Genomic DNA, 25,349 nt, shown 5'->3' on the forward strand with positions numbered 1-25,349 from the left:
AGCGTTTTTCTGTTCTTACAGAAAACAGAGAGGAGGGGCCATATGGACAACATTCAAACCTTTATTAAAGAAAGCGATGACTTCAAATCCATCGTCAACGGTTTAAACGAGGGGCTGAAGGAACAACTGCTCGCGGGTCTTTCAGGTTCCGCGCGTTCTGTTTTTACTGCTGCTCTGGCTAATGAAACGAATAAGCCTATCTTTCTAATCACCCATAATTTATACCAAGCTCAGAAAGTAACGGATGATCTGACTTCACTTCTTGGGGATCGGTCTGTCCTTCTGTACCCCGTCAATGAACTCATATCATCAGAAATCGCGGTGGCTAGCCCTGAACTGCGGGCGCAGCGCTTAGATGTCATTAATAGATTAACAAACGGAGAAACGCCTATAGTTGTTGCTCCAGTAGCGGCTGTCAGAAGAATGCTGCCGCCGGTAGAGGTATGGAAAAACAGCCAAATGCTCATTCAGGTGGGTCATGATATCGAACCGGATCAGCTGGCATCCCGACTGGTAGAGGTGGGATACGAGCGGTCTGATATGGTTTCTGCACCCGGTGAATTCAGTATTCGCGGCGGAATTATCGACATTTATCCGCTGACCTCTGAGCATCCGGTCAGAATCGAATTATTCGACACCGAGGTTGATTCCATCCGCAGCTTTAACTCCGATGATCAGCGGTCAATTGAAACCTTGACCTCCATCAGTATCGGTCCGGCAAAGGAACTGATTATCAGAGCTGAAGAAAAAGCACGTGCTATAGAGAAGATGGATAAAGGCCTTGCCGACAGCTTGAAAAAATTAAAGCTCGACAAGCAAAAAGAAATCCTGCATATGAATATTTCTCATGATAAAGAGCGTTTATCTGAAGGCCAGACAGATCAGGAACTGGTGAAGTACCTTTCATATTTTTATGAAAAACCTGCTAGTTTGCTAGATTATACACCTGATAACACGCTTCTTATTTTGGACGAAGTCAGCCGGATTCATGAAATGGAAGAGCAGCTTCAAAAGGAAGAAGCGGACTTTGTCACAAATCTTCTGGTGGAAGGGAAGATTTTGCATGACATCAGTCTGTCATTCAGCTTCCAAAAAATAGTGGCTGAACAAAGACGGCCTTTGCTGTACTATTCTTTGTTTTTACGCCATGTTCAGCATACGAGCCCGCAAAATATCGTAAATGTATCCAGCAGACAAATGCAGAGCTTCCACGGGCAAATGAATGTACTTGCCGGTGAAATGGAGCGGTTTAAAAAATCAAACTTCACCGTTGTGTTTTTGGGAGCAAATAAGGAACGTACACAAAGACTGTCTTCTGTTTTGGCCGATTATGAAATCGAAGCGGCGATGACTGACAGCAAAAAGGCGCTTGTTCAGGGACAGGTTTATATCATGGAAGGCGAGCTTCAATCAGGATTTGAGCTGCCGTTAATGAAGCTTGCTGTCATTACTGAAGAAGAATTGTTTAAAAACCGCGTGAAAAAGAAGCCTCGAAAACAGAAGCTTACGAATGCAGAGCGCATCAAGAGCTATTCCGAGCTTCAAATTGGTGATTATGTCGTTCATATTAATCACGGGATCGGAAAGTATTTAGGGATCGAAACCCTTGAGATCAATGGAATTCACAAAGACTATTTGAACATTCACTATCAGGGAAGCGACAAGCTTTATGTGCCGGTTGAACAAATTGACCAGGTACAGAAGTATGTCGGCTCTGAAGGAAAAGAACCGAAGCTGTATAAGTTAGGCGGCAGTGAATGGAAGCGGGTTAAGAAAAAAGTAGAAACATCCGTTCAAGACATCGCTGATGACTTAATTAAACTGTATGCCGAAAGGGAAGCGAGCAAGGGCTACGCGTTTTCTCCTGATCATGAAATGCAGCGTGAATTTGAATCGGCGTTCCCTTATCAAGAGACGGAAGATCAGCTCCGCTCTATTCACGAAATCAAAAAAGACATGGAAAGAGAGCGGCCGATGGATCGCCTGCTTTGCGGAGACGTAGGGTACGGGAAAACAGAGGTTGCCATCCGTGCGGCGTTTAAGGCAATCGCTGATGGAAAACAGGTCGCACTGCTTGTCCCGACAACCATTTTGGCTCAGCAGCACTATGAGACCATTACAGAGCGCTTTCAGGACTACCCGATGAATATCGGACTGCTTAGCCGATTCAGAACAAGAAAAGAAGCAAACGAAACGATCAAAGGATTGAAAAACGGAACGGTTGATATCGTCATTGGGACACACCGACTGTTATCAAAAGATGTTGTTTATAAAGACTTAGGGCTGCTCATCATTGATGAGGAGCAGCGTTTTGGTGTCACCCATAAAGAAAAGATCAAACAGATTAAAGCCAATGTGGATGTATTAACATTAACAGCGACACCGATTCCGCGTACGCTGCATATGTCTATGCTTGGCGTAAGGGATCTCTCGGTGATCGAGACGCCGCCGGAAAACCGCTTCCCTGTACAGACGTATGTTGTGGAATACAATGGTGCCCTAGTCAGAGAGGCGATTGAGCGCGAGCTTGCGCGCGGTGGCCAAGTCTATTTCTTATACAACAGGGTAGAGGATATCGAACGGAAAGCAGATGAGATTTCAATGCTTGTCCCTGACGCGAAGGTTGCGTATGCCCACGGGAAAATGACAGAAAATGAATTAGAAGCTGTCATGCTGAGTTTCCTGGAAGGGGAATCAGACGTTCTTGTCAGCACAACAATCATTGAAACGGGTGTAGATATTCCAAACGTGAATACGCTGATCGTGTTTGACGCCGATAAGATGGGTCTTTCCCAGCTTTATCAGCTGCGTGGACGTGTCGGCCGTTCTAACCGTGTAGCGTATGCGTATTTCACGTATCGCCGGGATAAAGTGCTTACTGAAGTAGCTGAAAAAAGACTGCAGGCGATTAAAGAATTTACAGAGCTGGGATCTGGTTTTAAAATCGCCATGCGCGACTTAACGATTCGCGGAGCCGGAAACCTTCTTGGCGCTCAGCAGCACGGCTTTATCGATTCGGTCGGATTTGACCTCTATTCGCAAATGCTCAAAGAGGCCATAGAAGAGCGAAAAGGCGATACAGCGAAAACGGAGCATTTTGAAACAGAAATTGATCTTGAGCTTGATGCGTACATTCCGGAAACTTACATTCAAGACGGCAAACAGAAAATTGATATGTATAAACGCTTCAGATCCGTGGCTTCAATTGAAGAGAAAAATGAACTTCAAGATGAGATGATTGACAGGTTTGGAAATTATCCAAAAGAAGTTGAATACTTGTTTACCGTAGCTGAAATGAAGGTTTATGCGAAAAATGAACGGGTCGAATTGATTAAGCAAGATAAAGATGCAGTCAGGCTGACCATTTCTGAAGAGGCTAGTGCTGATATTGACGGCCAGAAACTGTTTGAGCTTGGCAACAAATACGGCAGACAAATCGGACTGGGAATGGAAGGGAAAAAACTCAAAATTTCCGTTCAAACGAAAGGCAAGGCTGCGGATGAATGGCTCGAAACCGTGCTGGGCATGCTGAAGGGCCTTAAAGATGTGAAAAAACAAACCATTTCATCAACGTAAATTTTGTTACTCTCTGGTGTATATTACATTTGATGTGACGGATACTAATTTCAAGCGAGGCGGAAGGTACATAAAGTAACTGCTTTAGGTCTTTCCCACATTGTATAACCATCAAATGAAAGAGAGGCACCAGAGATGAAAGCAACCGGTATCGTACGTCGTATTGATGACTTAGGACGGGTCGTGATTCCTAAAGAAATTCGCAGAACGCTGAGAATCAGGGAAGGCGATCCGCTTGAGATTTTTGTAGATCGTGACGGAGAAGTTATTTTGAAAAAATACTCTCCGATAAGTGAACTTGGAGACTTCGCAAAGGAGTATGCAGACGCGCTTTATGACAGTCTTGGCCACTCAGTGCTTATCTGTGACCGTGATGTCTACATTGCCGTCTCCGGAAGTTCCAAAAAAGACTACTTAAACAAGCCGATCAGCGAAATGCTGGAAAAAACAATGGATCAGAGAAGTTCCGTGCTTGAGAGTGATGCAAAATCCGTGCAGCTTGTGAATGGCATAGATGAAGATATGAGTTCGTATACGGTCGGTCCGATTGTGGCGAATGGCGACCCGATAGGTGCGGTCGTGATTTTTTCAAAGGATCAGACGATGGGCGAAGTAGAGCATAAAGCCGTTGAAACAGCAGCTGGGTTTTTGGCTCGTCAAATGGAACAGTAGGTCTTATTACAATTATCAAAATAGGTATAGAAAGAACAGCTCTCCTTGGGACGCTGTTCTTTTTTGTGCAGGCCGAAAAAGGATTCCAAGGGTTGGGATATGGTATAATAACCTCGTTTTTATTTGTACCAAGGTCATTGCACACTCTGCATGGCCCCTGACGTTGGGAAGGAGCTTTTGGATGGATGATTCAATACGCGTCAAACGGCATTGGATGTGGCAGGGGGCATTTGTTTTAATTCTGGCAGGCGTTATTTCAAAAATACTAAGCGCCGTTTACAGAGTCCCATTTCAAAACATTGTCGGCGATGTTGGATTTTATATATATCAGCAGGTATACCCTTTTCTCGGTATTGCCGTCATGCTTTCAACATCAGGATTTCCGGTGATTATTTCTAAACTGATGAATGATTATAGTGAAAAAAGCCATAACACCATAATGAAAATTTCAGCGCTGGTTTTATCGGTAATAGGTGTTTTTTTATTTCTGTGTTTATATATGGGAGCTGTTCCGATCGCTCTGTTTATGGGTGATTCGCATCTCGCCCAGTTAATACAAGTAACTGCCTATGCGTTTCTTCTGTTTCCATTTGTCGCGCTGCTCAGAGGCGTTTTTCAAGGGAGGCACAATATGCTTCCGTCCGCTTTATCGCAAATCATGGAACAGTTTCTGCGGGTAGCGGTGCTTTTAGGATTATCTTTTTGGCTCATCAAAAAGGGTGCCTCGCTTTATACTGCGGGAGCGGCAGCTGCTTCTGGTTCTCTTGCCGGAAGTTTGATTGCGCTAATCATCCTCGTCTTTTTTTGGTTCAAAACGAAAAAGCCTGAAAAAGCGGAAATAGAAAAAGAAAATCACATTACAACAAATCAATTAATTAAGAAACTGCTTTTATATTCGGTCACGATCTGTGTCAGCAGCCTGCTGCTTTTGTTTATTCAGCTTGTCGATGCGCTGAATTTATATTCTTTGCTGTCTGGCGGTGAGGTGAGTGAAGAAGCAAAGCGGCTGAAAGGAATTTATGACCGGGGGCAGCCTCTTTTGCAGCTCGGTTCTGTTTTCGCAATGGGCATCGGGACCTCACTCGTACCGTTGATTTCAAAGGCGGTAAAGGACAATCAGATGCTGGTGATGAAACAAAGAGTGACGTCTTCCTTAAAGCTGTGTCTTGCGATTGGCGTTGCGGCGTCTGCCGGTCTCATCTGCATCCTCAAGCCGGTCAACATTATGCTGTTTCAAAATGGTGAAGGAACAGCTGCGTTACAGATATTTAGCTGCTCCATTTTGTTTGCGTCCTTGGCGGTCACGGCTGCTGCTGTCTTACAGGGAACGGGAAACACGGTGTTTCCTGCAATAGCGGTAGGCGCAGGCGTGGCTGTGAAATGGGTGTTAAATACCTTTTTGGTTCCGCGTTATGGAATTGAAGGGGCTTCATTTGCGACAGCGGCTACCTTTGCGGCTGTCGCCGGCCTTAATTTATATCGCTTGCGGCAAAAAGAATGGCTGGACAAGCTGAGAGGCGTTATGCTTCCGATTATTGGGTCCGCTTTATTGATGTCGGCTGTCTTGCTTGCTTATTTACGCCTTTGGTCTTTTCTGTTTGATGCGGAAGGAAGAGGATATGCGGCGGTTGAAAGTGTTTCTGCTGTCGCCATTGGAGGCGCGGTGTTTATTTATTGTATGATGAAATTGGGAATATTTACGGATGAAGAGCTCAACAGTGTGCCTTTTGGCAGCAAGTTAAGCAAACTCACAAGAAGGAGAGAACAAAATGGCAGGTAACATTACAGTCGTCGGGCTTGGCGCCGGAGACATGGACCAGTTGACAATTGGCATACATAAGCTGCTGACAAAGGCGGACACTCTGTTTGTCAGAACAAAAGACCACCCTTTAATTCAGGAGCTAGAAAGCGAAGCGAAGAACATTCGTTATTTTGATGATATATATGAGAAGCACGACCAGTTTGATGCGGTATACGAAGAAATTGCTGACATTCTCTTTGGAGAAGCGAAGCATCAGGACGTTGTTTATGCGGTTCCGGGGCATCCATTTGTAGCGGAAAAAACAGTACAGCTGCTGACGGAGCGGCAGGAAGAAAAAAACATTCAGGTGAAAGTCGCGGGAGGACAAAGTTTTCTTGATGCCACTTTTAATGCCTTGCAAATTGATCCCATTGAAGGCTTTCAATTTGTGGATGCCGGCACATTGAGCGCGGATGAGCTTGAGCTCAGACATCACCTGATCATTTGTCAGGTTTACGACCAAATGACTGCATCCGAAGTGAAGCTGACATTAATGGAGAAGCTGCCGGATGATTATGAAGTTGTAATTGTGACGGCAGCCGGAAGCCGCGATGAGGATATCCGGAGAGTGCCTTTATTTGAATTGGACCGTAATGTCGCCATGAATAACTTAACAAGTGTGTATATTCCGCCGATTAAAGAAGAGAAGCTGCTGTACCGGGAGTTCTCCGCGTTTCGGCGCATCATCAGAGAGCTTCGCGGGCCTAACGGCTGTCCGTGGGATAAAAAGCAGACTCATCAGTCATTAAAACAATACATGATTGAAGAGTGTTATGAACTTCTCGAAGCAATTGACGAAGAAGACACAGACCATATGATCGAAGAGCTTGGCGACGTTTTGCTTCAGGTCCTGCTTCACGCGCAAATCGGTGAAGATGATGGTTATTTCACAATAGATGATGTGATTAAAGGGATCAGTGAAAAAATGGTCCGAAGACATCCCCATGTGTTTAAAGATGTTAAGGTTCAGGATGAAAACGATGTTTTGGCAAATTGGGAAGATATTAAAAAAGCCGAAAAACATACATCTGAAGAATCCTTGTTAGACAACGTCCCGAAAACCCTTCCTGCTCTTTCTAAAGCTGCTAAACTTCAGAAAAAAGCGGCAAAAGTCGGTTTTGACTGGGAAGATGTGAGTGATATTTGGGAAAAGGTGAATGAGGAGATGGAGGAATTTTCTTCGGAGGTTTCTGAAGACCCTCATGAACACAATCTCAAGGCCGAATTTGGCGACGTTCTCTTCGCCTTGGTAAATGTAGCCCGCTTCTACAAAATAGAACCGGAGGAAGCATTGGCGATGACAAACGATAAATTCCGGAGACGTTTCTCTTATATTGAGCAAACAGCGAAGGAAAAGGGAATTGAGCTGGCTACTATGTCTCTTGAGGACATGGACAACCTGTGGAATGAAGCAAAAGAAATTGAGAGGAGATCATAATATGAGATTAGATAAATTTTTAAAAGTATCACGGCTGATTAAACGACGTACACTAGCGAAGGAAGTAGCTGATCAAGGCAGAATCTCCATTAACGGAAATCAGGCTAAAGCAAGCTCAGACGTAAAACCTGGAGATGAATTAACGGTCCGCTTCGGCCAAAAGCTTGTAACGGTACAAGTGAATGAGCTCAAAGACACGACGAAAAAAGAAGAAGCCGCAAACATGTATACGGTGCTAAAGGAAGAAAAACTCGGCGAATAGGCTTGTTCTAAAAGAATCCCCGCCCTCATACAATGCAGTAATAATGCTAAAAGTATCGAGGATATGGGGGCTGAATAGATGAATTCATATTATGAACAAAAAGGTTCTTCTTCTGTTCCGGAACAGCACGATGTGACAATGAAAGGCCGGAAACATTTAGATATTTCTGGGGTTAAGCAAGTTGAAAGCTTTGATAACGAAGAATTCCTGCTGGAAACAGTGATGGGAATGCTCTCAGTCAGAGGCGAAAACCTTCAAATGAAAAATCTTGATGTAGAAAAAGGGATTGTTTCGATCAAAGGCAGGGTATTTGATTTAGTGTATTTAGACGAGCAACAAGGGGATAAAGCTAAAGGGTTTTTTAGCAAGTTGTTTAAATGACGCTGACGACACAATTCTATACAATGCTGGCGATGTCCGGTATGGGCCTCTGGCTTGGCGCGTCGCTTGATACGTACAGGCTCTTTGTCATTCGTGCCAGAACAGCCAGGTGGCTTTTATTTATTCATGATATTCTTTTCTGGATTTTGCAGGGGCTGCTCTTCTTTTATGTCTTGCTTCATGTAAATGAGGGAGAATTCAGGCTGTACATTTTTTTGGCGGTTCTGCTGGGCGTTGCGACGTATCAAAGCCTTTGCAAACGAATCTATATAAAAATACTGAAATTCGTCATTTATCTTGTTGTTTCTGTTTATCAATTCTTAAAAAAGCTCATTCAGCACGTGTTATTTCGTCCTATTGTGTGGACATGCGGAGTCATCATCTGGCTGGTCACGTTTCTCTTTCAGAGAACATACCGCCTGATCGGTTTTCTCATGTTATGTCTTTATAAAATAGTCATGGTTCTGTGTTTTCCGATCCGCTTTATCGTTAAACAATGTATGAAACTTCTTCCTGAAAAACTGCGTCTAACTTTCAGACGATATTTTCAAAAAGGTGCAGGATTTCTAAAAAAGAAGAAGAAACTATTGGTAACCATAAGAACGACCATTACACGTTTTTTGAAGAGATGAAAGGAGGACCGTCTGATTTGAATTTTTCCAGGGAACGAACGATAACTGAAATACAAAACGACTATAAAGAAAAAGTAGAGCGGCAAAATCAGCTGAAGAAAAGAAGAAGAAAAGGGCTGTACAGACGGTTGACTGTATTCGGCGCCCTCGTATTTCTGACGGCAATTGTACTGGCAAGCTCTGTATGGAGCCAAACATCTTCCCTTAGCGCAAAAGAAGAAAAGAAAGAACAGCTTGAAAAAGAACTGAAGAATTTAAAGACAAAGCAAACGGATTTAAAAGAAGAAATATCCAAATTAAAAGATGAAGATTACGTCACAGAGCTTGCCAGAAGAGACTTATTCATGTCTGGAGACGGTGAAATAATCTTTAATGTGGAGAAGAAGAACAAGTAGCCTTGTTGACACTTAAATTTTTATTTAGGTATAATTAAGCAAACGATCTTTTTATAAGCCTAAGGAGGAGCACTTTTTTTATGTCGATTGAAGTGGGCAGCAAGTTGCAAGGGAAAATTACAGGTATTACAAATTTTGGAGCATTTGTTGAATTGCCTGGAGGCTCAACCGGTCTCGTTCATATCAGTGAGGTAGCCGATAATTATGTTAAAGACATTAATGATCACTTAAAAGTCGGCGACCAAGTTGAAGTGAAAGTCATCAACGTTGAAAAAGACGGGAAAATTGGTTTATCTATTAAAAAAGCTAAAGACCGTCCGCAAGCCAGACCTAGAAATGATTTCCGTCCGAAAGAATCTTTTGAACAGAAAATGAACAAGTTTTTAAAAGATAGCGAAGATCGCTTGTCATCTTTAAAACGCAATACGGAATCAAAACGTGGAGGGCGCGGAGCAAGAAGAGGATAACTTGCTGCTTTCTATAAATAAATGAAGCATCCGTTCGTCCCAACGGGTGCTTTTTTTATATGCTCCCTCTCAAGGTAAGAGTCAGAAAATTATAACATTAAAGTTTCTGTTGACGAAAAGGACAAACCTTTGTATTATATAACTTGTGCTTAGAAGCACAAAACAATATGGCGGTGTAGCTCAGCTGGCTAGAGCGTACGGTTCATACCCGTGAGGTCGGGGGTTCGATCCCCTCCGCCGCTACCATATTTGTTAGGCCCGTTGGTCAAGCGGTTAAGACACCGCCCTTTCACGGCGGTAACACGGGTTCGAATCCCGTACGGGTCATACTGAAAAATCGGTTTCTGTTACAGAAGCCGATTTTTTTCATTTTTAGACATCTTTCTGGAAATTCTCCGCATAAACGAATTTCAGGGCAGAAACCGTCGAAGACTTCTTTGGTATACTTACCTTCTTTTGACAAAATCCTATCTGTGCTTTCGCTATAATGACAGGCAACGAATATAACAGGTGGGAGATGAGAGAAATGGAAAAAGCAGAAAGAAGAGTGAACGGGCCAATGGCGGGACAAGCTTTTGAAAAACTCCAATCGTTTTTTAACAGGGGAGCGAAGCTGGTGACTCATCATTTGCATTCACTGTTTTTCTATAAAGGATTCATTTATGTCGTCATCGGGTTTTTGCTTGGACGAGCTTTCATATTATCCGAGGTCCTTCCTTTCGCCCTTCCTTTCTTTGGGGCAATGCTTCTGATCAGAAGAGACAAGGCGCTGTATGCAGTGCTGGCTGTGCTTGCAGGTGCAATGACAATTTCTCCAAAGCACTCATTACTCATATTAGCGGCGTTGCTTGCATTCTTCGTGTTTTCTAAAGTAGCATCCTTCATCACAGATGATCGTGTGAAAGCCCTTCCGGTTGTCGTGTTCCTCTCCATGGCGGCGGCAAGAGCGGGTTTTGTTTACGCTCAGAATGGCGCGTTTACAACCTATGATTATGTGATGGCTGTTGTAGAAGCGGGGCTGTCCTTTATTTTAACGCTGATTTTCCTCCAAAGCCTTCCGATTTTTACAGTGAAGAAAGTAAAACAATCCTTAAAAATAGAAGAAATCATTTGCTTTATGATTCTGATTGCTTCGGTGCTGACTGGACTTGCAGGCTTGTCCTATCAAGGGATGCAGGCAGAACATATCCTGGCCCGTTATGTTGTATTAAGCTTTTCCTTCATCGGCGGTGCAAGCATCGGCTGTACAGTGGGTGTCGTGACAGGCCTGATTCTCGGCTTAGCCAATATCGGAAATCTCTATCAAATGAGTCTGCTCGCTTTTTCGGGCTTATTAGGCGGTTTGCTGAAAGAAGGAAAAAAAGCGGGTGCGGCAATCGGGCTGATTATCGGCTCGCTTCTTATTTCTTTATATGGAGAAGGCTCTGCCGGTCTGATGACAACGCTCTATGAGTCATTGATAGCAGTCGGCCTGTTTCTGCTCACGCCTCAGTCCATTACAAGAAAAGTGGCGAGATATATTCCGGGCACTGTGGAACATCTTCAGGAGCAGCAGCAATACGCGAGAAAAATCAGAGATGTCACTGCTCAAAAGGTGGATCAGTTCTCCAATGTATTTCATGCATTGTCAGAAAGCTTTGCAACCTTTTATCAAGCGTCTGACGAACAAACAGATGACAGCGAGGTCGATCTGTTTTTAAGCAAAATTACAGAGCATTCCTGTCAAACGTGCTACAAGAAAAACAGGTGCTGGGTTCAGAACTTTGATAAAACATATGATTTAATGAAACAAGTTATGCTTGAAACAGAGGAAAAAGAGTATTCTTCAAACAGAAGGCTGAAAAAAGAGTTTCACCAGTATTGCTCTAAATCGCGTCAGGTTGAAGAGTTGATAGAGGATGAACTTGCCTATCATCATGCGCATTTAACCCTTAAGAAAAAAGTGCAGGACAGCAGGCGGCTTGTAGCTGAACAGCTCTTGGGTGTTTCAGAGGTCATGGCAGACTTTTCTCGGGAAATAAAAAGGGAGAGGGAGCAGCACTTTATCCAAGAAGAACAAATTATTGAGGCTCTTCAGCATTTTGGAATAGAGATTCAGCAGGTGGAGATTTACAGCCTTGAACAGGGAAACATTGATATTGAAATGACAATCCCATTCAGCGGGCATGGAGAAAGTGAAAAAATCATAGCGCCTATGCTTTCTGACATTTTGGAAGAGCAAGTTCTTGTGAAAGCCGAGCAGCATTCTCCGCATCCAAATGGATACAGCCATGTCGCGTTTGGATCAACAAAATCGTACAGAGTGTCTACGGGTGCGGCTCATGCGGCGAAGGGCGGCGGCCTTGTCTCCGGCGACAGCTACAGCATGATGGAGCTAGGCGCAAGAAAATATGCAGCTGCTATCAGCGACGGCATGGGCAATGGCGCGAGGGCTCACTTTGAAAGCAATGAAACGATAAAACTTCTTGAAAAGATCCTTGAATCAGGAATTGATGAAAAAATAGCGATCAAAACGATCAACAGCATACTGTCTCTGCGGACAACCGATGAAATATATTCCACGCTCGATCTTTCTATTATCGACCTTCAGGATGCGAGCTGTAAGTTTTTAAAGGTTGGATCAACACCGAGCTTTATCAAACGGGGTGAGCAGGTGATGAAAGTCCAAGCGAGCAATCTGCCAATCGGCATTATTAACGAATTCGACGTTGAGGTTGTGAGTGAGCAGCTGAAGGCGGGAGACCTCCTGATCATGATGAGTGACGGTATTTTCGAAGGCCCTAAACACGTGGAAAATCATGATTTATGGATGAAGCGCAAAATGAAAGGGTTAAAAACAGATGATCCGCAGGAAATTGCTGACTTACTTATGGAGGAAGTGATTCGCACAAGATCAGGCCAAATTGATGATGATATGACGGTTGTTGTCGTCCGAATTGATCACAATACACCAAAGTGGGCGTCTATTCCCGTTCCGGCTATCTTTCAAAGCAAACAAGAAATTTCATAACGCTTCCGTATAAATCAATTTTCTTCTGGCGAAGATGGAACTATATGAATCTGAGAATCATCGTATTCTCCAGGAGGAATGAATGTGAACAACGGACGTTTGAATCAAATTCTGCTGATAACGGATGGCTGCTCAAATCATGGTGAAGACCCGCTTGCTATGGCTGCTTTTGCTAAAGAGCAAGGGATTACAGTAAATGTCATAGGTATAATGGAAGAAAACAAAATTGACCACGAGGCTATGAAAGAAGTCGAAGGGATTGCGCTTGCTGGAGGCGGCGTGCATCAGGTCGTTTACGCATCACAGCTTTCGCAAACGGTTCAAATGGTAACGAAAAAAGCAATGACGCAAACCCTGCAAGGGGTGGTGAATCAAGAACTGAAGCAAATCCTGGGAAAGAATGTGGAAATGGAGGAGCTTTCTCCGGAAAAACGCGGCGAAGTCATGGAAGTAGTAGATGAACTGGGAGAAACGGTGCATCTTCAGGTTTTGGTTCTCGTTGATACAAGCGCTAGTATGGCGCCAAAGCTGCCTACAGTGAAAGAAGCACTGATTGACTTGTCCGTGAGTCTTAACTCCCGAATAGGGAATAACGAATTTGCGATGTGTATATTTCCCGGGAAAAAACAAGAGGTCGAGCTTGTGCTGAATTGGACACCGAAGCTGCAGTCTCTTTCCACACTCTTTGCGAAGCTATCGACAGGCGGCATCACGCCGACAGGTCCGGCGATTCGTGAAGCGACACAGCAATTCGAAAAAATCCGCTCAAGAAGGAGCATGCTGGCAGATGATGAACGACACTTTGACGAGTTTGGCATGTAGCCTCAAGCCGGGAACGAGAGTAAAGGGCAAGTGGAATGGAAATACTTACACACTGCGTAAACAGCTTGGAAAAGGGGCCAATGGAATTGTGTATTTGGCAGAAGCATCAGATGGACATGTTGCCTTAAAGGTAAGTGATGACAGCCTGTCTATTACTTCTGAAGTGAATGTCTTAAAATCTTTTTCAAAGGCCCAGTCCGTAACGATGGGGCCTTCTTTTTTTGACACTGATGATGCCTTTATTCCCAGTGCTAATACAAAGGTTTCATTTTATGCAATGGAATACATAAAAGGCCCGCTGCTTTTACAGTTCGTCAGTGACAAAGGAGCAGAATGGATTCCGGTCTTGATGATTCAGCTGTTAACCAGCTTATCCGTGCTTCATCAGCAAGGGTGGATATTCGGCGACCTTAAGCCGGATAATCTGATTGTCACCGGCCCGCCGGCCAGAATCCGCTGCATAGATGTAGGCGGAACAACCAAGGAGGGCCGAGCGATAAAAGAGTATACCGAGTTTTACGATAGAGGATATTGGGGGTATGGGACAAGAAAAGCAGAGCCCTCTTACGACTTGTTTGCGGTTGCTATGATTATGATCAACTGTGTACATAAAAAGGAATTCAAAAAAACAAGCCAGCCAAAGGAACAGCTGCGATCTTTAATCGAGGGCAGTCCGGTGCTGCAAAAGTATAAAAAAATGCTTATTTCTGCTTTAAATGGCCATTATGATTCCGCTGACGAGATGAAAAGAGAGATGCTCGCAGCAGGGCAAAAGGCAGCGCAAAGAAAACAGGCTGGAAAAACGCCAACTTCGGCGCAATCTATCTCAAGACAAAGACAGCAAAACATGCGCCAGGGTAAAGTAACACAGACGAGATATGCACCTAAAAAGAAGGGCGCTAAGTCCGGAGGGTTATTCGAAACCGCTCTTATCGTAATCAGTGTTTTGGCGCTTTATTTCGCTTACATTATCTTTTTCCTTATTTGACAGCCGCAATCTGCAATACCCATGCTTCTTCTTTGCTTGGAAGGATTGAAAGTGATAGGATATGAATATCTTTAAAATACCTGCTCATTGTGAGGAGGACATTGTGAACAGTGTCAAAGATTTTTTTATCAAACACAATCTTACGTTAAAAGGGGCGACAATTATTGTAGGCGTTTCCGGCGGTCCGGATTCGATGGCTCTCCTTCACGCGCTTCATGCGTTATACGGCCGTTCAGCCAATGTGATTGCGGCTCACGTAGACCACCGGTTCAGAGGGGCGCAATCTGAGGAAGACATGCGTTTTGTCCAAGCGTATTGTGAGGCTGAACACATCAAATGTGAAACGGCTCAAATCAATGTAACTGCGTATGCTGAGAAAAACGGTCTCAACAAACAGGCAGCTGCCCGTGATTGCCGATATCAGTTTTTTAAGGAAGTGATGTCCAAGCATCAAGCGGATTATCTTGCACTTGCTCATCATGGAGATGATCAGGTTGAAACAATGCTTATGAGACTGGCCAAAGGCACACTCGGAGCTGGACTTGCCGGAATGCAGCCGGTAAGACGGTTTGAAACGGGACAGATGATCAGACCATTTCTAGCCATTACAAAAGAAGAGATTCTTCATTATTGCCATGAGAACGCTTTGAGCTACCGGACGGACGAAAGCAACGCCAAAGATGATTACACTAGAAACAGATTCAGAAAAGCAGTGCTCCCTTTTTTGAAACAGGAATCACCGGATGTGCATAAAAGGTTTCAGAAAGTAAGCGAAGCACTGACTGAAGATGAGCAATTCTTACAGTCATTAACGAAAGAAGAAATGAATAAAGTAATCACAAGCCAGTCTAAAATATCAGTTGAAATCAATTCCTCTCAATTGCTTGCCCTCCCGATGCCTTTACAAAGAAGAGGAGTTCAACTAATATTAAACTATCTTTATGAAAACGTTCCATCATCCTTTTCAGCTCATCATATTCAGCAGTTTTTGGACTGGGCGGATAAGGGCGGTCCTTCAGGAGTACTGGACTTTCCGAAAGGACTGAAGGTGGTCAAATCATATCAGACATGTTTGTTTACATTTGAACAATGGCAGTGCAAAAAGGTTCCCTTTGAATATCAAATAAGCGGAGCTGCCGATGAGACGGCAGTGCTCCCAAACGGATTTCTGATAGAGGCAAAGCATAACGCGGAACCTCTTGAAGGACATGGGAATTCTGTTTTTATTACAAGTCAAGATAAGGTGAGATTTCCCTTGACGATCCGGACAAGAAAAGCCGGCGATCGGATAAAACTAAAAGGGATGAATGGCTCGAAAAAGGTAAAGGATATATTTATTGATAAGAAATTGCCTCTGCAAGAAAGAGACAACTGGCCGGTTGTGACGGATGCAAGCGGTGAAATTATCTGGATACCGGGCTTGAAAAAATCCATTTTTGAAGATCTTGTGATTCCAAACAGTGACCGCATTGTATTACAATATAGACAGCATGAAAAGTGTAGGGGGCAAGCATAATCATGATGAAACATGATATTGAAACAGTTCTGATCTCAGAGGAAGAGATACAAGAGAAAGTAAAAGAGTTAGGTGCAGACTTAACAAGTGAGTATCAAGATAAATTTCCGTTGGCAATCGGTGTGTTAAAAGGAGCTCTTCCTTTTATGGCGGATCTTATCAAGCATATTGATACATATTTGGAAATGGATTTCATGGATGTATCAAGCTACGGAAAATCTACGGTTTCATCTGGAGAAGTAAAAATCATTAAAGATTTGGATACATCTGTAGAGGGCCGGGACATCTTAATTATTGAAGATATCATCGACAGTGGGTTAACCTTAAGTTATCTAGTAGAGCTCTTCCGATACCGTAAAGCAAAATCAATTAAGATTGTTACCCTTTTGGATAAACCAAGCGGAAGAAAAGCGGACATTAAAGCAGACTTCGTCGGCTTTAAAGTTCCTGACGCGTTTGTAGTGGGCTACGGACTTGATTATGCTGAGCGCTATCGCAATCTGCCTTATATCGGAGTGTTAAAACCGGCAGTTTATGAAAGCTGATCGGCAGCCTGCTTCCGAGATGGTTATTGGTTGTATTGGAATGATTTTCTATGGTACTATTGAACATAGTTGTGCTTACTGTGGGAGGAGGTAAGGAATGAATCGGGTCTTCCGTAATACCATTTTTTATTTACTTATTTTATTAGTAGTAATCGGGGTTGTGAGCTACTTCCAGACCTCAAATCCGAAAACAGAAAATATGTCGTACAGCACGTTCATCAAAAACCTGGATGACGGGAAAGTTGATAGCGTGTCGGTTCAGCCTGTCAGAGGTGTTTATGAGGTAAAAGGACAGCTGAAAAATTACGACAAGGATCAATACTTTTTGACTCATGTTCCTGAAGGAAAGGGAGCAGACCAGATCTTTAATGCTATAAAAAAGACAGATGTAAAGGTTGATCCCGCTCAAGAAACAAGCGGATGGGTGACGTTCCTGACGACCATCATCCCATTTGTCATTATCTTTATTCTGTTCTTCTTCCTGCTCAATCAAGCTCAAGGCGGCGGCAGCCGTGTCATGAACTTTGGTAAGAGTAAGGCGAAGCTATATACAGAGGAAAAGAAACGCGTCAAATTTAAAGACGTTGCAGGGGCAGACGAGGAGAAACAAGAACTTGTGGAAGTTGTTGAATTTCTGAAAGATCCCCGCAAGTTTGCCGAGCTTGGCGCAAGAATCCCTAAAGGTGTGCTTTTAGTCGGACCTCCGGGTACCGGTAAAACACTTCTTGCAAGAGCATCAGCCGGTGAAGCCGGTGTACCTTTCTTCAGCATCAGCGGATCTGATTTCGTTGAAATGTTTGTAGGTGTCGGTGCTTCCCGTGTGCGTGACTTGTTCGAAAACGCGAAAAAGAATGCGCCGTGTTTGATCTTCATTGATGAAATTGACGCAGTCGGACGCCAGCGTGGAGCGGGTCTCGGCGGAGGACACGATGAACGTGAACAGACGCTCAACCAATTGCTTGTTGAAATGGACGGATTCAGTGCCAATGAAGGAATTATCATCATTGCCGCAACGAACCGTGCGGACATCTTGGACCCAGCCTTACTTCGTCCGGGACGTTTTGACCGTCAAATCACAGTGGACCGCCCAGATGTAATTGGACGTGAAGCTGTATTGAAAGTCCATGCGAGAAACAAACCGCTGGATGAAACGGTAAACCTGAAATCGATTGCCATGAGAACACCTGGTTTCTCAGGCGCTGACTTAGAAAACCTATTGAATGAAGCTGCTCTTGTGGCGGCTCGTCAAAACAAGAAAAAAATCGATGCTCGCGACATTGATGAAGCTACGGACCGAGTTATTGCCGGACCAGCTAAGAAAAGCCGCGTCATCTCCAAGAAAGAACGCAATATCGTGGCATATCACGAAGGCGGACACACCGTTATCGGACTCGTTTTAGATGAGGCTGATATGGTTCATAAAGTAACAATTGTTCCTCGGGGCCAGGCTGGCGGTTATGCAGTTATGCTTCCAAGAGAAGACCGTTACTTCCAGACAAAGCCGGAGCTGCTTGATAAAATTGTCGGTCTCTTGGGCGGACGTGTTGCTGAAGAAATTATCTTTGGTGAAGTCAGCACAGGAGCGCACAATGACTTCCAGCGTGCGACAAATATTGCAAGACGAATGGTTACAGAATTCGGTATGTCAGAAAAACTGGGACCGCTGCAATTTGGACAGTCTCAGGGTGGCCAGGTATTCTTAGGCCGTGATTTCAACAACGAACAAAACTACAGTGATCAAATTGCCTACGAAATTGATCAGGAAATTCAGCGCATTATCAAAGAGTGTTACGAGCGTGCGAAAACAATCCTGACAGAAAATCGTGACAAGCTTGAATTGATTGCTCAGACGCTTCTGGAAGTTGAAACACTGGATGCTGAACAAATCAAACACCTTGTCGATCACGGAACATTGCCTGAGCGTAAGTTCTCTGATGATGAGAAGAACGATGATGTCAAAGTAAACATTCTGTCAAAAACAGAAGACGAAAAGAAAGACGATACGAAAGAGTAACGCTTTCTGATAAAAACTGCCGGCTGACGCTGGCAGTTTTTTTATGTGAATCCCGCCTCTGCTGCCGCCTTTTCAATCATCCAATTATGGTATCGATTTGTTTACAAATGAGCCGCCGATCGTGTATGGTATTGTAGAATGTTTGTAAAAGTAATGATAGAGAAACTATTCAAAAGTGGTGATAGAGGTTGTTACTTGTTATTGATGTGGGGAACACCAATACAGTACTTGGTGTATATCATGATGGTGAATTAGAATATCACTGGCGTATAGAAACAAGCAGGCATAAAACAGAAGATGAGTTTGGGATGATTCTGCGCTCTTTATTTGATCATTCAGGTCTCATGTTTGAACAAATAGAAGGCATTATTATTTCTTCAGTTGTGCCGCCAATCATGTTTGCGTTAGAGAGAATGTGCACAAAATACTTTCATATCGAACCGCAAATTGTCGGTCCCGGTATGAAAACCGGTTTAAATATAAAGTACGACAATCCGAAAGAAGTAGGCGCTGACAGAATCGTAAATGCTGTTGCGGCCATTCACTTGTACGGCAATCCTTTGATTGTTGTTGATTTTGGTACAGCCACAACGTACTGTTATATCGATGAAAACAAACAATATATGGGCGGAGCGATTGCGCCTGGAATTACAATTTCGACTGAGGCGCTGTACTCGCGTGCGGCAAAGCTTCCGCGTATTGAAATCGCCCGGCCTGACAATATTATCGGAAAAAGCACTGTAAGCGCGATGCAATCAGGAATTTTATTTGGCTATGTCGGCCAAGTGGAAGGAATCGTAAAACGCATGAAATGGCAGGCAAAACAAGAACCGAAAGTCATTGCGACAGGCGGTCTTGCGCCATTAATCGCAAACGAATCAGATTGTATAGACATCGTTGATCCATTCTTAACCCTGAAAGGGCTGGAATTGATTTATGAACGAAACCGCGTGGGAAGTGTATAGGAGGTTTTGCAATGGATTATTTAGTAAAAGCGCTGGCGTATGACGGAAAAGTTCGCGCATATGCTGCAAAAACGACTGATATGGTGAATGAAGGACAGAGACGGCATGATACATGGCCGACAGCATCCGCTGCACTAGGCCGTACAATGACAGCTTCACTAATGCTTGGTTCTATGCTGAAAGGTGATGATAAGCTGACAGTGAAAGTGGAAGGCGGCGGGCCAATCGGCGCGATTGTAGCTGATGCGAATGCTAAAGGGGAAGTCAGGGCATATGTCTCAAACCCGCATGTTCATTTTGACTTGAATGAACACGGCAAGCTGGATGTCAGACGAGCTGTTGGAACAGATGGAACATTAAGTGTTGTAAAAGATTTAGGGCTGCGCGAGTTCTTCACAGGGCAAGTAGAAATCGTTTCCGGAGAACTGGGGGAAGATTTTACGTACTATCTTGTATCATCGGAGCAGGTTCCTTCTTCTGTAGGTGTCGGTGTGCTTGTTAACCCAGACAACACCATTTTGGCGGCAGGAGGTTTCATTCTTCAGCTCCTTCCGGGAACAGATGATGAAACCATTACAAAAATTGAACAGCGTTTATCTGTAGTAGAACCTATTTCTAAACTGATTCAAAAAGGGCTTACACCGGAAGAGATTTTAGAAGAAGTCTTAGGAGAAAAGCCTGAGATTTTGGAAACCATGCCTGTTAAATTCCATTGCCCTTGTTCAAAAGAGCGTTTTGAAACAGCCGTTTTAGGACTAGGCAAAAAAGAAATTCAAGATATGATAGAAGAAGATGGACAAGCCGAAGCAGTATGCCATTTTTGTAATGAAAAGTACTTATTTACAAAAGAAGAGCTGAAAGAGCTTCGAGACCAAACGACCCGCTAAGCTCTTTAGCGGGTTTTTTGAATTTAAGAAAAGGGGCTGACAGTAAATTTGAAATCAAGAACAATCTGGACAATCATTTGGGGCGCGCTGCTGGTATGCTGTATCGCAGTGGCATATACACTGACGAAATCTCAAGCCAGTGCTTCTCCGTCCAACGAGTCCATTGCTACTATTGGAGGCAAAAGCGTCACAAGAGAAGAATGGCTGAAGGAAATGGAAGATGAATACGGAAAATCAACACTTGAAGATATGATCAATGTTCGAGTGGTAGAGCAGCTTGCCAAAAAGAACAATCTCAAAGTATCTAAAAGCGAAATTGATCGGGAATTTCTGCTGATTAAGGCGGTGAATAATTCATTTTACGAAGACGAGCATACAACTGAAAAAGAGTGGAAAGACCAAATTCGCTATAATATTCTTCTTGAGGAATTATTAACAAAGGATATTGATATTTCAAAGACAGAAATGAAATCATTTTATAATCAAAATAAAGAACTGTATCAGTTTGATGATTCGTATCGTATTCGGCATATTGTTGTAAAGGATGAAGAGGAAGCCAAACAAGTTTTAAAAGAGCTTGAAGGCGGCTCGAGCTTTGAAGCTGTTGCGGCGGAACGGTCCACAGACAGGTATACGTCACCGTACGGGGGAGATTTAGGGTTTGTCACCGAGGCATCAGACAACATTCCGTCATCATACATTGAAGAAGCAAAGACACTAAAACAAGATGAATGGTCAAACGAACCGATAAAGGTAAACAACGGTTATGCAATTATACAACTGAAAGAAAAGTTAAATGCGAGAACGTTCTCATATGATGAAGTGAAGAATCAGATTAAACGCCAGATCGCAATGGATCAGTTAGGTGATAAAGCAACTGTAAAATCACTTTGGAAAGAAGCTGACGTGTCTTGGTTCTATGGGGAAAAAAGTACTAAAATGATTGACAAAAAATTTTGAAATTGATAGATTATATACATAATACCAATACAAATAGTCGGAAATTGAGGTGTCGAGAATGGTACGTGTAGCAAACTCCATTACTGAATTAATTGGGAATACGCCAATCGTTAAATTAAATCGCCTTGTTGATGAAAACAGTGCGGATGTATATTTGAAGCTTGAATACATGAACCCTGGAAGCAGTGTAAAAGACCGTATCGGTTTAGCGATGATTGAAGCGGCTGAAAAAGAAGGGAAATTAAAAGCTGGCGATACAATCATTGAACCGACAAGCGGAAATACAGGAATCGGGCTTGCAATGGTTGCTGCAGCTAAAGGTTTAAAAGCGATTTTGGTTATGCCTGACACAATGAGCATGGAGCGCCGCAACCTTCTTCGCGCATATGGTGCTGAGCTTGTGCTGACTCCGGGTGCGGAAGGCATGAAAGGCGCCATTAAGAAAGCGGAAGAGCTTGCTGAAAAACACGGATACTTCGTGCCGCAGCAGTTTAACAATCCATCGAACCCTGAAATCCATCGCCAAACAACAGGTAAAGAAATCGTTGAGCAATTCGGTGATGACCAGCTTGATGCATTTGTAGCCGGAATCGGAACAGGCGGAACGATTACAGGAGCGGGTGAAGTCCTGAAGGAAGCATATCCTTCCGTCAAAATCTACGCTGTTGAACCGTCAGATTCCCCAGTGCTTTCAGGAGGAAAACCAGGCCCTCACAAAATTCAGGGAATCGGAGCTGGCTTTGTGCCCGACATCTTAAACACTGAAGTATACGATGAAATTTTCCCTGTGAAGAATGAAGAAGCATTTGAATATGCACGCAGAGCTGCACGTGAAGAAGGAATTCTCGGAGGCATCTCATCAGGTGCGGCCATTTATGCTGCTATTCAAGTAGCGAAAAAACTCGGAAAGGGCAAAAAAGTATTAGCTATCATTCCGAGTAACGGCGAACGTTATTTGAGTACGCCGCTGTATCAATTCGATTAAAAAGCTCGAAAAAACTCCCGGTGCCCGGGAGTTTTTTTATTTGAGCATCAAATATGCCGTGTGCGCGACGAATCTTATCCTTGGAAGAGAAATTCACTTTTTTCACTCATGATATTGCTTTACAATAAAAAAAGCAGAAAAAGAAAACAGAGGAATGATATAAATGGCACAACGCAGACCGGCAGGCAGAAAAGTACCTTTTCAAAAAGATTCATTCTTGCAACAATATGAGAAACTTTCACAATCCAGAAAACAGCACGTGCTTCTTGAAAGTGCAAGAGGCGGCAGATACAGTATAGCCGGTCTTGATCCAATTGCGGCTGTCAAGGGAAAAGACGGAATTACAACCATTAAGCATGGGGATGAGACACTGTTTAAAGAGGGTGACCCATTACGCGCTTTCCACAGTTGGTTTAAAACGCTGGAAACAGAAACGGATGAAGAACTGCCTGATTTTCAAGGGGGAGCAATCGGCTTTCTTAGCTATGATTACGCACGCTACATTGAAAATTTTAAAATGCTCTCATTAGATGACCTGGAGACACCTGATATCTATTTTCTTGTCTTTGATGATATAGCCGTCTATGACCATGAAGAACAGGCTCTTTGGCTGGTCACTCATGTGAATGATGAGAACGAATCAGCGGACGAAAAGCTGTCCCAGCTCGAACATATGTGGCTGTCTGAGCTTCCCGGTGAGCCGTTACAAGAGATGACATATACAGCTGACGGTTCCTTTGCAGCGCCTTTTACTGAAGAAGGCTTTTCTCAGGCTGTAGAGAAAATCAAGCAATACATTGCCAGCGGAGATGTTTTTCAAGTCAATCTATCGATCAGGCAGTCGCAGTCGCTGTCTGCTCACCCGTATGAGATCTACAAAAAGCTGAGAGAAGTGAATCCTTCTCCATATATGGCATATTTAGAAACACCAGATTTCCAAATTATTTGCGGATCTCCTGAACTTCTTGTCAGCAAAAAGGGCAAACTATTAGAGACTAGACCGATTGCTGGCACTCGTTCCAGAGGAAAAACGGATGAGGAAGACGAAACGCTCGCAAATGAATTAATCCATAATGAAAAAGAACGCGCTGAGCATGTCATGCTAGTTGATCTAGAACGAAATGATCTGGGCAGAGTTTCCCGTTACGGATCAGTGCGGGTTAATGAATTCATGGCAATTGAAAAATACTCCCACGTCATGCACATTGTGTCTAATGTCCAAGGTGAACTGCAGGATGGATACGACGCTGTAGATATTATTCATGCTGTATTTCCAGGAGGAACGATTACAGGTGCTCCTAAAGTAAGGACAATGGAAATTATAGAAGAACTTGAGCCGACACGCCGTGGGCTTTATACTGGATCTATAGGGTGGTTTGGGTATAATCAGGATCTTCAATTTAATATCGTGATCCGAACCATTTATGCAGCCGGAGGGCAGGCGTTTATGCAATCCGGGGCAGGAGTTGTGATTGATTCTGTTCCTAAGCATGAATACAGAGAATCATTCAAAAAAGCTTTTGCGATGCAAAAGGCGTTAGAGCTGAGCGAAGTAGAGACAAAAATTAGATGAGGTGAGCGGAGAAATGATTTTAATGATTGATAACTATGATTCTTTCACGTACAACTTAGTACAGTATTTGGGCGAGCTTGGAGAAGAGCTGATTGTAAAACGCAATGACGATATCACAATAGAGCAAATTGAAGAGCTGTCACCGGATTTCTTAATGATTTCACCCGGACCGTGCAGTCCTGATGAAGCTGGAATCAGCCTTGAAGCAATTAAATACTTCGCAGGCAAAATTCCCGTTTTTGGCGTGTGTCTCGGACATCAGTCTATCGCACAGGTGTTTGGCGGAGACGTGGTCAGAGCAGAGCGGCTGATGCATGGAAAAACCTCAGAAATCGAGCATGACGGCAAGACGATCTTTAAAGGTTTGCCAAACCCGCTTGTGGCGACACGATACCACTCGCTGATCGTAAAACCTGATACGCTGCCAAACTGTTTCACAGTAACCGCACAAACGAAAGAAGGAGAAATCATGGCTATTCGGCACAATGATCTTCCGATAGAAGGCGTTCAATTTCATCCAGAGTCTATTATGACTTCCTTTGGAAAAGAAATGCTCAGAAATTTTATTGAAATGTACCGCAAGGATGTCATTGCGTGATGATATATGTAAACGGCCGGTTTATAGAGGAGAAAGATGCAGTTCTTTCTCCTTTTGACCATGGTTTTTTATATGGGATCGGTGTGTTTGAGACCTTCAGGCTTTATGAAGGCCGGCCGTTCCTGCTTGATTGGCATATAGAACGGCTTGAACGCGCACTTAAGGATCTGCAAATCGAATACACTGTGACAAAGCAAGAGATGATTGAAATGCTGGACAAGCTGCTCGGGCTGAATGATATCAAAGACGGCAATGCCCGCGTCAGGCTGAACATATCAGCCGGCATCAGCGATAAAGGCTTCGCTGCTCAAACTTACGATAACCCGACTGTTTTATGTTTTGTTAACCAGCTAAAACCAGAAAGTCTTCCTTTGCAAAAGGAAGGAAAGGTGTTATCGATACGGAGAAACACACCGGAGGGGCCGTTCCGGTTAAAATCACATCACTATTTAAATAATATGTATGCGAAACGGGAGATCGGAAATGATCCGCGGTTTGAAGGGATCTTTTTAACGGAGGATTGCGCTGTAGCAGAGGGCATCATTTCAAATGTCTTCTGGAGAAAAGGCAGCACTATCTTTACACCATCACTTGATACCGGAATTCTTGACGGCGTCACGAGACGTTTTGTCATGGAGAACGCAAAGAAAATAGGGATGGATGTCAAAACAGGCCGGTACCAGCTTGAAGCCCTTTTGACGGCAGATGAAGCATGGATGACCAACTCGGTTCTTGAGATCATTCCGTTTTCTAAAATAGAAGAAGTGAACTATCCGGGCCGAAACGGAGAAATAACTTCCGCTTTACAAACGCTATACCACCAAGAAATAAAGAACATGAATTCATGACAGGGAGGAAGAGA

General features: G+C 43.6%; 22 protein-coding genes and 2 tRNA genes. All 24 read left to right on the plus strand.

Annotated features, from left to right (window positions below; genetic code table 11):
* The first annotated feature begins 42 nt into the window (after positions 1-42).
* The 24 genes from mfd (at position 43) to pabC (ending at position 25,335) form a co-directional block, all read left to right on the plus strand.
* Positions 43-3,576: a transcription-repair coupling factor gene (gene mfd, locus P3L57_RS00335; protein WP_264798233.1), complete on the plus strand. Its 3,534-nt coding sequence runs from the start codon at positions 43-45 to the stop codon at positions 3,574-3,576.
* Positions 3,577-3,711: 135 nt separating this feature from the next.
* Complete coding sequence (gene spoVT, locus P3L57_RS00340) at positions 3,712-4,248, plus strand: stage V sporulation protein T (protein WP_024123624.1); 537 nt, start codon at positions 3,712-3,714, stop codon at positions 4,246-4,248.
* 181 nt (positions 4,249-4,429) lie between these two features.
* Positions 4,430-6,028, plus strand: a complete 1,599-nt coding sequence (locus P3L57_RS00345; RefSeq protein ID WP_059334667.1) for a putative polysaccharide biosynthesis protein — start codon at positions 4,430-4,432, stop codon at positions 6,026-6,028.
* The gene (gene yabN, locus P3L57_RS00350; protein WP_264798234.1) at positions 6,018-7,487 is read left to right on the plus strand and encodes a bifunctional methyltransferase/pyrophosphohydrolase YabN; all 1,470 of its coding nucleotides are present in this window, start codon (positions 6,018-6,020) and stop codon (positions 7,485-7,487) included. The genes P3L57_RS00345 and yabN overlap by 11 nt, the downstream gene beginning before the upstream one ends.
* Position 7,488: 1 nt before the next feature.
* A complete protein-coding gene (locus tag P3L57_RS00355; protein ID WP_024123627.1) occupies positions 7,489-7,749 on the plus strand; it encodes an RNA-binding S4 domain-containing protein in 261 nt (86 codons plus the stop codon).
* A gap of 78 nt (positions 7,750-7,827) precedes the next feature.
* Positions 7,828-8,130, plus strand: a complete 303-nt coding sequence (gene yabP, locus P3L57_RS00360) for a sporulation protein YabP (protein ID WP_024123628.1) — start codon at positions 7,828-7,830, stop codon at positions 8,128-8,130.
* Positions 8,127-8,762 carry a spore cortex biosynthesis protein YabQ gene (gene yabQ / locus P3L57_RS00365; protein WP_024123629.1) on the plus strand — a complete coding sequence of 212 codons (636 nt, stop codon included), beginning with the start codon at positions 8,127-8,129 and terminating at the stop codon, positions 8,760-8,762. The genes yabP and yabQ overlap by 4 nt, the downstream gene beginning before the upstream one ends.
* A gap of 17 nt (positions 8,763-8,779) precedes the next feature.
* Positions 8,780-9,157, plus strand: coding sequence for a cell division protein DivIC (gene divIC, locus P3L57_RS00370; protein WP_010332711.1), 378 nt, complete (start codon positions 8,780-8,782; stop codon positions 9,155-9,157).
* 80 nt (positions 9,158-9,237) lie between these two features.
* Entirely contained in the window at positions 9,238-9,624 is a 387-nt protein-coding gene (locus P3L57_RS00375; RefSeq protein ID WP_003218379.1) for a S1 domain-containing RNA-binding protein, read from the plus strand.
* Positions 9,625-9,793: 169 nt separating this feature from the next.
* Positions 9,794-9,870, plus strand: a tRNA-Met gene (locus P3L57_RS00380).
* A gap of 9 nt (positions 9,871-9,879) precedes the next feature.
* Positions 9,880-9,951: transfer RNA gene (locus tag P3L57_RS00385), tRNA-Glu, on the plus strand.
* A gap of 199 nt (positions 9,952-10,150) precedes the next feature.
* Complete coding sequence (gene spoIIE / locus P3L57_RS00390) at positions 10,151-12,634, plus strand: stage II sporulation protein E (protein WP_069487704.1); 2,484 nt, start codon at positions 10,151-10,153, stop codon at positions 12,632-12,634.
* Positions 12,635-12,718: 84 nt separating this feature from the next.
* Entirely contained in the window at positions 12,719-13,456 is a 738-nt protein-coding gene (locus P3L57_RS00395; RefSeq protein ID WP_024123631.1) for a vWA domain-containing protein, read from the plus strand.
* On the plus strand, positions 13,422-14,444 hold the full coding sequence (locus tag P3L57_RS00400; protein ID WP_069487705.1) for a protein kinase domain-containing protein: 1,023 nt from the start codon (positions 13,422-13,424) through the stop codon (positions 14,442-14,444). Before P3L57_RS00395 ends, P3L57_RS00400 begins: the two co-directional genes overlap by 35 nt.
* Positions 14,445-14,547: 103 nt before the next feature.
* Positions 14,548-15,960: a tRNA lysidine(34) synthetase TilS gene (gene tilS, locus P3L57_RS00405; protein WP_069487706.1), complete on the plus strand. Its 1,413-nt coding sequence runs from the start codon at positions 14,548-14,550 to the stop codon at positions 15,958-15,960.
* Positions 15,961-15,962: 2 nt separating this feature from the next.
* Positions 15,963-16,505: a hypoxanthine phosphoribosyltransferase gene (hpt, locus tag P3L57_RS00410; protein WP_038954341.1), complete on the plus strand. Its 543-nt coding sequence runs from the start codon at positions 15,963-15,965 to the stop codon at positions 16,503-16,505.
* Between the two features lie 97 nt (positions 16,506-16,602).
* Entirely contained in the window at positions 16,603-18,519 is a 1,917-nt protein-coding gene (ftsH, locus tag P3L57_RS00415; protein WP_044153477.1) for an ATP-dependent zinc metalloprotease FtsH, read from the plus strand.
* Between the two features lie 188 nt (positions 18,520-18,707).
* On the plus strand, positions 18,708-19,484 hold the full coding sequence (locus tag P3L57_RS00420; RefSeq protein ID WP_044153475.1) for a type III pantothenate kinase: 777 nt from the start codon (positions 18,708-18,710) through the stop codon (positions 19,482-19,484).
* An 11-nt stretch (positions 19,485-19,495) separates the two neighbouring features.
* Complete coding sequence (hslO, locus tag P3L57_RS00425; protein WP_069487707.1) at positions 19,496-20,371, plus strand: redox-regulated molecular chaperone HslO; 876 nt, start codon at positions 19,496-19,498, stop codon at positions 20,369-20,371.
* 48 nt (positions 20,372-20,419) lie between these two features.
* Positions 20,420-21,331 carry a peptidyl-prolyl cis-trans isomerase gene (locus tag P3L57_RS00430; protein ID WP_069487708.1) on the plus strand — a complete coding sequence of 304 codons (912 nt, stop codon included), beginning with the start codon at positions 20,420-20,422 and terminating at the stop codon, positions 21,329-21,331.
* Positions 21,332-21,389: 58 nt separating this feature from the next.
* Positions 21,390-22,316: a cysteine synthase A gene (gene cysK / locus P3L57_RS00435; RefSeq protein ID WP_010332721.1), complete on the plus strand. Its 927-nt coding sequence runs from the start codon at positions 21,390-21,392 to the stop codon at positions 22,314-22,316.
* 163 nt (positions 22,317-22,479) lie between these two features.
* Positions 22,480-23,889, plus strand: coding sequence for an anthranilate synthase component I family protein (locus tag P3L57_RS00440; RefSeq protein WP_059334683.1), 1,410 nt, complete (start codon positions 22,480-22,482; stop codon positions 23,887-23,889).
* Between the two features lie 13 nt (positions 23,890-23,902).
* Entirely contained in the window at positions 23,903-24,487 is a 585-nt protein-coding gene (pabA, locus tag P3L57_RS00445; RefSeq protein ID WP_069487709.1) for an aminodeoxychorismate/anthranilate synthase component II, read from the plus strand.
* The gene (pabC, locus tag P3L57_RS00450; RefSeq protein WP_044153466.1) at positions 24,487-25,335 is read left to right on the plus strand and encodes an aminodeoxychorismate lyase; all 849 of its coding nucleotides are present in this window, start codon (positions 24,487-24,489) and stop codon (positions 25,333-25,335) included. The genes pabA and pabC overlap by 1 nt, the downstream gene beginning before the upstream one ends.
* Positions 25,336-25,349 lie beyond the last annotated feature (14 nt).

Origin of the sequence: Bacillus sp. B28, from assembly GCF_029536185.1 — a bacterium.
Classification (GTDB): Bacteria; Bacillota; Bacilli; order Bacillales; family Bacillaceae; genus Bacillus; species Bacillus halotolerans.